General features: G+C 33.5%; 6 protein-coding genes. 4 read left to right on the top strand and 2 right to left on the bottom strand.

The features are described from left to right. Positions 1-205 precede the first annotated feature (205 nt). The 3 genes from ACMOUI_RS02520 (at position 206) to celB (ending at position 3,117) form a co-directional block, all read left to right on the top strand. Positions 206-511 carry a PTS sugar transporter subunit IIB gene (locus ACMOUI_RS02520; RefSeq protein WP_418964171.1) on the top strand — a complete coding sequence of 102 codons (306 nt, stop codon included), beginning with the start codon at positions 206-208 and terminating at the stop codon, positions 509-511. A gap of 72 nt (positions 512-583) precedes the next feature. After that, on the top strand, positions 584-1,675 hold the full coding sequence (locus ACMOUI_RS02515; RefSeq protein WP_418964170.1) for a hypothetical protein: 1,092 nt from the start codon (positions 584-586) through the stop codon (positions 1,673-1,675). Positions 1,676-1,782: 107 nt separating this feature from the next. Next, positions 1,783-3,117 (top strand): PTS cellobiose transporter subunit IIC, encoded by a 1,335-nt coding sequence (gene celB, locus ACMOUI_RS02510; protein WP_418964169.1) that lies wholly within the window; start codon positions 1,783-1,785, stop codon positions 3,115-3,117. Between the two features lie 67 nt (positions 3,118-3,184). Here celB and ligA read toward each other — a convergent pair whose 3' ends face one another. After that, a complete protein-coding gene (gene ligA, locus ACMOUI_RS02505) occupies positions 3,185-5,233 on the bottom strand; it encodes an NAD-dependent DNA ligase LigA (protein WP_418964168.1) in 2,049 nt (682 codons plus the stop codon). A gap of 112 nt (positions 5,234-5,345) precedes the next feature. Here ligA and ACMOUI_RS02500 point away from each other — a divergent pair, with 112 nt between their 5' ends. Continuing rightward, positions 5,346-6,422, top strand: a complete 1,077-nt coding sequence (locus ACMOUI_RS02500) for a glycerol dehydrogenase (RefSeq protein WP_418964167.1) — start codon at positions 5,346-5,348, stop codon at positions 6,420-6,422. 41 nt (positions 6,423-6,463) lie between these two features. Here the strand turns inward: ACMOUI_RS02500 and ACMOUI_RS02495 are convergent, their stop codons facing one another. Further along, on the bottom strand, positions 6,464-7,570 hold the full coding sequence (locus ACMOUI_RS02495) for a hypothetical protein (RefSeq protein ID WP_418964166.1): 1,107 nt from the start codon (positions 7,568-7,570) through the stop codon (positions 6,464-6,466). Positions 7,571-7,729 lie beyond the last annotated feature (159 nt).

Raw genomic sequence — 7,729 nt, 5'->3', positions numbered from 1 at the left:
AGAATACAATATTTATCTCTAATTTTCAAGTTTTTTTTTATATTATGTATTTTTATTTGACGAAAAAAGTCTGATTTTTGTGAAATTTGACTTTTTTTAAAACATATTTTATAATTTTTGTGTCAGGTGAAAGTTTCACCCAATAAATTTTAAAAAGTTTAAATTAAAATTTCAAATATTATGTGTGTAAAAAGGAGAAACGATTATGAAAAAAATATTATTACTTTGTTCTGCTGGAATGTCAACAAGTATGGTTGTTAAAAAAATGGAAGCTGCTGCTGCTGCTGAAAATATAGAGGTTAAAATTGATGCTGTTGGTTTAGAGCAGTTCCACGAGTTATTACCTCAATATGATGTATTCCTTTTAGGACCTCAAGTTAGATTTAAAAAAGCTGAGTTAGGTGCTATTGCTGCTGAAGCTGGAAAGCCTTTAGATATTATTGACACTATGGCTTATGGAACTTTAAATGGTAAGAAAATTTTAGACTTTGCTTTAAGCTTAGCTAAATAAAATATAGATATATATTTTAATTTTTATTTAAAACGGGAATAATACTTTTATTTAAAAACGGGAGGGTAACAAATGAAAAAATCACTTTATTTATTAGCTGCTTTATCATTATTAGGTACAAACGTTTTTGCTAAAGAGGTTGTAGCAGGACCTACAACTATTACTGAAACAGTTGCACCTGTTGCTGGGGAGATTAAAGAGGAAAATGTAAATGAGGAAACTCAAGTTATGACTATGGTTGAAGTTCCAGAGGATAAATGGACTTTTGGTGGTAGAATGTACTTAGAGACAGAGAACTTCGATAACTCATCTAAAATAGTTAGAAAAGGGGATAAAATGGTTCCTATGGGTAATGGAGACGACGCTCTTTTCTGGGGAACTGGTATTTCAGCTTCTAAAGATAAGTTAACTTTAGATTTAAATGTTGAAAGAAGATATATTGGAGGAGCTTATTCTTTCAAAGATGGAACTAATGACAGAACAAGAGTGGACTGGAAAGTTAGATATCAACTACTTGAGAATCAAGGGTTCCATGTTAAATACAGAAATGAAAATGGAGATGGGTTCAGAAGAGAAAGATTTGAGTTAGGAACTGATTGGAACTACTTCAACAACCTATTTGCTGGATGGTTTGTTGTTGGTCATGATATTGATAAAGGAACAAGCTATGAGGTTGATGTAATCGATCCTACAGCAGTTGTTAAAAGAGGTAAACGTACAAAAGGAAACTACTGGGAAGGAGATTTTGGACCATCATTTAAGTTAACTGATTCATTATCTTTAAATCCTACTATCTATACTACTGGAGAGTTCTATGATACTTATGAGATGGTTGAAACTCAACTTAGAATCATGATGCCATATCAAGCTACAGAAAAGTTAACTATTATGCCTAGAATCAGACTTACTTTAGACAAAACTGTGGACTCTAAAGATAAAAATGGAGATTTCAAAAGAGATTGGGAAGCTGGTATTGGAGAAAGAATCAGATATGAATTGATGGGTAACTATGTATTCACTGAGCAACTTTCTACATTTGTTGGAGTAGCTTTTGAAAACGGAAAAAGAGATTTCAAAAACTCTGATATTTTCGGTGGAGCAAATGGAAAAGAAACATGTAACATGTGGTGGGGATATGTTGGTTTAAACTACAAGTTTAACTAATATAACCAATCGAGAATATTATAAAAATTATGGGGAGGGGAAGTTTTTTCCTCCACCCCCTTTCTATAAAATTTGATATAATAAAATAAAAACGGAGGAAAAATTATATGAGTAACTTTATGAATATTATTGAAGAAAAACTTATGCCTGTTGCTGCCAAAGTTGGACAAAACAGATATTTAAATGCAATCAAAGATGGTTTTGTATATACGATGCCATTCTTAATTATCGGTTCATTTATCCTTTTAATGGTAAATCTACCATTTACTGACCCTAATAACGTACTTTATATGGAGTGGTACGCTAATTTAATGGGAGCTTTTAAAGGGGATTTAGTACAACCCTTCTATGTGAGTATGGGAATTATGTCTCTATTCGTTTCTTATGGAATCGGTATGTCTTTATCTAATAGTTATGGTCTTAATGGTACAACTGGTGGATTCTTATCAATGTATGCATTTTTACTAGTTTCAGCGAAACTAGATTGGTTACCTGTTGGTCAAGCTGAGGGAGCTGGAGCTCTATTCCTTATCCCTGACGGTGGATGGATGCCAATTATGGATGCTAGATACCTTGACGCTAAAGGATTATTTACAGCTATCCTAGGAGCGATAATAGCTATTGAAATCTTCAGACTTCTTGTACAGAAAAAGTTTGTTATCAAACTTCCTGATTCAGTGCCACCTGCAATTGCTAAATCATTCGAATTATTAATCCCAATCGTGTTTGTTACAATTGTCTTCCATGCATTTAATATCTTTGCAATGAAGAGTTTAAACATCATGGTACCTGAGATTATCTTAAAAGCTTTTGCACCACTGCTTAATATGTCTGACTCACTAATCTCTGTAATCTTTATTATCATAATTACTCACCTTTTATGGTTTGCTGGATTACACGGAACAAACATTGTTATAGCTATTATCAACTCTATAACACTATCTAACCTTGCTGCTAACCAAGCTGCTCTTCAAGCTGGGGAAACTTTACCAAAGATATTCGCTGGAGGATTCCTTGATGCTTATGTTTATATTGGAGGAGCTGGAGCTACTTTAGGACTTGCACTTGCCATGTCTGTAAGTAAAAATGCACATATTAAATCAATTGGAAAACTTTCAGTTATTCCAGCAGTATTCAATATCAATGAGCCAATAATGTTTGGAGCACCTATTGTGATGAACCCATTACTATTCATTCCATTTGTTGGAATTCCAGTATTAAATGCTTGTATAGCATGGTTCGCTACAAAATTTGATCTAGTAGGAAAGATTATAACTCTTGTTCCTTGGACAACTCCAGGACCAATTGGAGCTTTACTTGCTACTAACTTCAGTATCACTGCATTTATTCTAAGTTGTGGATTAGTTGCTGTCTCATTCTTCCTATATATTCCATTCTTAAGAGTATATGAGAAGTCTTTAAATGAAACTGAAGCTGCTTAATAATAGTTTATAACTAAAAGTGCTAACATAAAATAAAAAGCTCCTAGGGGTTATCCCTAGGAGTTTTTTATTTGCTTAGTTCTATAAACTCATCCTCTGTTAAAATTGTCACTGTTCCAAGCTCCTTAGCTTTTGTTAACTTACTTCCAGCATCCTCCCCAACAATTAGATAATCCAATTTTTTACTCACTGAAGACAGGTTAGTTCCACCTAGAGATTCTATTAACTCTTTGATCTCCTCTCTTTTAAATCTTTGTAACTTCCCTGTAAATAAAAATGTCTTTCCTGTAAACTTTCCATTTTCAACTTTTTTCTCCTCAATATCCCCATGAATCTTTCCAAAGTTGATTCCATAATCCTTTAATTTTCTTACTATCTCTTTTGATTTTTCATCTCTAAAATAGTTATAAACTGATTCAGCAACCTTTTCTCCAACTCCATCAATCTCTAAGAGTTCCTCTTTAGACATCTGAGCTAAAGTATCTATATTTTTACTTTTTTTCGCTAAAACATTACCTAAAAATTTACCTACAAAGGGGATTCCTAAAGCATAAAGTGTTTTAGAGTATGGTCTTTCTTTACTTTTCTCTATTGAAGCTAAAAGCTTTTCTACACTTTTCTCTCCCATTTTATCCAGATTCATAAGTTCCTCTTTATATTTTGCCAAATCATATATATCTGTAATATCCTTTATATAGTTTAGTTGAAGCATTCTTTCCACAATCTTACTTCCAAAACCACTTATATTCATTCCATCACGAGATACAAAATACTCTATAGTTCCCTGAACTATAGCTGGACAATTGGGATTTACGCACTTTAAGTCCACCAGACCCTCCTCTTTTTCTAGGGTCCATCCGCACACTGGGCAAACAGTTGGTGGAGTTACCTCTGTCTCCTCTCCAGTTCTTACCTCTTTTATAGAGCTCACAACTTGTGGGATAATCTCTGCCGCTTTTTCTATGAATACTCTATCTCCAACTCTGATATCTTTTCTTAAAATCTCATCCATATTGTGTAAACTAGCTCTTTTTACCCTACTTCCAGATAGTTCCACTTCCTCTAACTCTGCCACTGGAGTTACCTTTCCAGTTCTTCCAACCTGCCATGTTATGCCCAGAAGTTTTGTTGTGACCTGTTTTGCAGGAAACTTATAAGCTATTGCCCATCTTGGACTTTTTGTTGTATACCCTACCTCATCCCAAAGATCAATATTATTTAACTTTATTACTAATCCGTCTGTTTCAAAATCTAATTTTTCTCTCTCTATCTCCCAATAGTTAATTCTTTTTTCCATAGTAGATAAACAGTCTATCACTTCAGCAACCTTAGTTGTTTTTATTCCAACTCTATCCAAATAGTCTAAACTTTCTCTATGTGTTTTAAACCCATATTTTAAAGGTTCAACCACATAATAAAAATATGCATCCAATCCTCTTTCTTTAACAATCTGTGAATCCAACTGTCTCAGAGTTCCGCTGGCTGCATTTCTTGGATTGGCAAAAATCTCCTCTCCATTTGCTAATCTCTCCTCATTTAATTTCTCAAATCTACTCAAAGGAAGAACAATCTCTCCTCTAACCTCTAAATCAATCTCCTCTTTTAAGTAGTTTGGAATTGTATCTATTGCAAGGATATTATCTGTAACATCCTCCCCTTCAATTCCATCCCCTCTAGTTACCGCTCTCACAAGTTGTCCCTTTTCATATGTTACACTTATACTAGCTCCATCCAATTTTAACTCAAGAACATACTCCAGTTTTTCATGTTTATACTCTAAATTTTTTTCAATTCTCTCTGTAAAAGCGACTACATCATCTATATTATATGAGTTACTAAGACTTAACATAGGTTTCTTATGGATAACTTTTTTAAATTTTGATTCCTTTAAATCAATAGCTCCAACATGTTTTGTTGGTGATATATCCCCTTTAAACTCTGGATAATCCCTCTCTAATTTTTCTAACTCTTTTAAAAGTTTATCAAACTCAAAATCTGATATTATAGACTCATTTTTTGTATAATAATAGTAATTGTAACGCTCTATCTCTTTTCTCAATTGATCTATTCTTTTTTTAGGCTCACTCTCTTCACCTAAATCAAAAAGCTTTAGCATTCTACACCATCCTTTTTTATTAAATTATACCATTTTTCTATTTACAAATTAAGAGTTTAGTGGTAATAATTGGGTAACAAAATTTTTTTATTAAAGTTTATGGAGGTATTAAATGGAGAACATTATTTTATCACCTAGCAAATATATTCAAGGACCTGACTCTTTAAGTAATATCGCAAAATATGCAAAGAAAAATGCCTTTATCATTGCAGATAACTTTGTTATGAGTATCACTGAGGATATTATTAAAGAGAGCTTTAAAAAAGAGAATTTAATAGCTTCTTTTGAACTTTTTAATGGAGAGTGCTCCAAAGTTGAGATCAATCGCTTAAAGGATATTTTAAAAGACAAAAACTCAGATATTATCATTGGAGTTGGAGGAGGTAAAACTTTAGATACCGCTAAGGCCTTGGCATACTATTCAGATCTACCTGTTATAATTGTACCTACCATTGCCTCTACTGACGCTCCTTGTAGCGCTCTATCTGTACTTTATACAGAGGAGGGAATCTTTGATGAGTATCTTCTTCTACCAAGTAACCCAAATATCGTTTTAATGGATACAAATATTATTGCTAAGGCTCCTGCTAGACTTTTAGCCAGTGGAATGGGAGATGCTTTAGCCACTTATTTTGAAGCCAGAGCATGTGAGCGATCTGGAGCTTTAAATATGGGAGGAGGACTTCCAACCAAAGCTGCTCTAACTCTTGCTAAACTTTGTTTTGATACACTGTTAGCCGATGGTGAAAAAGCTATGTTTGCTGCACAAAAATGTGTCTGTACAAAGGCTGTGGAAAATATTATTGAAGCCAATACATACCTTAGTGGTATTGGATTTGAAAGTGGAGGACTGGCAGCAGCACATGCTATCCACAATGGTCTAACAGTCCTTGAGGAGTGTCATGATCTATATCATGGAGAAAAGGTGGCCTTTGGAACCCTAGTTCAACTTTTTCTTGAAAATGCCCCTATGGAGGAGATTGATGAAGTTTTATTTTTCTGTAAAAATATAGGGCTTCCAACATCCCTAGAGGATTTAGGAGTTAGCTCCATAGAGAGAGAAAAACTTTTAGAAGTGGCTAAGCTGGCTTGTGCCCCTGGAGAAACTATACATAATATGCCTTTTGAAGTGACACCAGAAAAGGTTTTAGCCGCTATTTTAGCCGCTGATAACTATGGTGGATATTAAAAAAAAACCCTTGGATTTTTCCAAGGGTTTTTTATTCATTATTAGAATGTTGTTTTCATTCCTACATATACAAGTGGTTGCCATCTCCAGTGAGAAGCTGAACTTTGATCTATGTTATCCCAGTTTCTGTACTCTGCTCCAACTCCAGCATTTACTGCAAAGTTTTCACTTACTTTGTACTCTGTATCTAAAGTTAATAGTGTATATAACTCATAAGTTGCTTTAGCTGACTTAGAAACTTCACCTTTATCATTTTTAGTGTATTTATCATATTGACCAAATACATATGGATCATATCCACCCTCGAAGTTAAAGTCTATAGCATAGTTATCTGTTGAATATAATGCAAAAGTTCTACGTAAATAGAATTCCCACTCAACTACAAAATCTTTATCTTTATTATCTTTTAAATCAGCATTTGTGTGGAAATCTTGTCCATAGAAATTTTGATTTAAGTAGATAGTACCATCCCAAGTAAATCCAAGTGGTAAGTTACCTGCATACTCGATATCCATACCAATAGTATTCATGTAGTTAGATCCACCATCTTCTGGGAATGAATGATATACTTTTGGAGCAAGTATTAAACTACTTAATAGTCCACCCTCATTTTTGTATGTTGTAAATCTTGCTTGATACTCTAAGTTTTGAGAATCATTTTCTTCATCTCTATATTGAACTCTTGAAGTGAACCAATCATTGTGTTGATAGTAAGCTCTCAATCTTGTTTCAGTTCCATCCTTAGCGTTATCATTTTTCTTTTCATCATTTCTTTCTAAATTATTATAATCTCTAATTCTTCCTTCTAATTTGAAGTTTTCAGTTGCTTGAACACCAAAAGTTGTTTCAAGTCTAGAGTACTTATTAGCTCCTCTGTTCCACTGATCTTGATTAGTATCCGCTTTATTCTCAGCAGTATTCCATCTGATATCGTCTCCATGACCCTCAGTGTTACCATATGCTCTATACTGTACTCCCACATATCCTGTTGGTCTAAATGCAGGCGTAACTACTACCTCTTCAACCACAGGCTCAGCTACTACTACTATCTCTTTTGATACTTCAACAGGAGCAACTACTACCTCTTTCGCTTGAGCAGCAGTTCCTACAACAAGTAAAGATCCTAAAAAAAGTGCTAATTTTTTCATAAAATCCCCTCCGATTTTTAATTGTGTTATCTTTAAGAAATAATTTTTTACAGTAAAAAATTATTTCTTTTCACAGTATCCTTTATACAATATTTTTCTATTTTTGTAAATGTTTTTTTTCTAAGTAAAATATTTTTTTGTATGCTTATAAGCTACAAA

It is taken from the genome of Cetobacterium sp., from assembly GCF_048470075.1.
Classification (GTDB): Bacteria; Fusobacteriota; Fusobacteriia; order Fusobacteriales; family Fusobacteriaceae; genus Cetobacterium_A.
Note: the sequence above shows the minus strand (reverse complement) of the source record. Positions and strands in the feature narration are given on the sequence as shown.

Bases quoted from the DNA above. Each gene is read 5' to 3' on its own strand.
- ACMOUI_RS02520 (WP_418964171.1), top strand. From the start codon at position 206: ATGAAAAAAATATTATTACTTTGTTCTGCTGGAATGTCAACAAGTATG.
- ACMOUI_RS02515 (WP_418964170.1), top strand. From the start codon at position 584: ATGAAAAAATCACTTTATTTATTAGCTGCTTTATCATTATTAGGTACA.
- celB (WP_418964169.1), top strand. From the start codon at position 1,783: ATGAGTAACTTTATGAATATTATTGAAGAAAAACTTATGCCTGTTGCT.
- ligA (WP_418964168.1), bottom strand. From the start codon at position 5,233: ATGCTAAAGCTTTTTGATTTAGGTGAAGAGAGTGAGCCTAAAAAAAGA.
- ACMOUI_RS02500 (WP_418964167.1), top strand. From the start codon at position 5,346: ATGGAGAACATTATTTTATCACCTAGCAAATATATTCAAGGACCTGAC.
- ACMOUI_RS02495 (WP_418964166.1), bottom strand. From the start codon at position 7,570: ATGAAAAAATTAGCACTTTTTTTAGGATCTTTACTTGTTGTAGGAACT.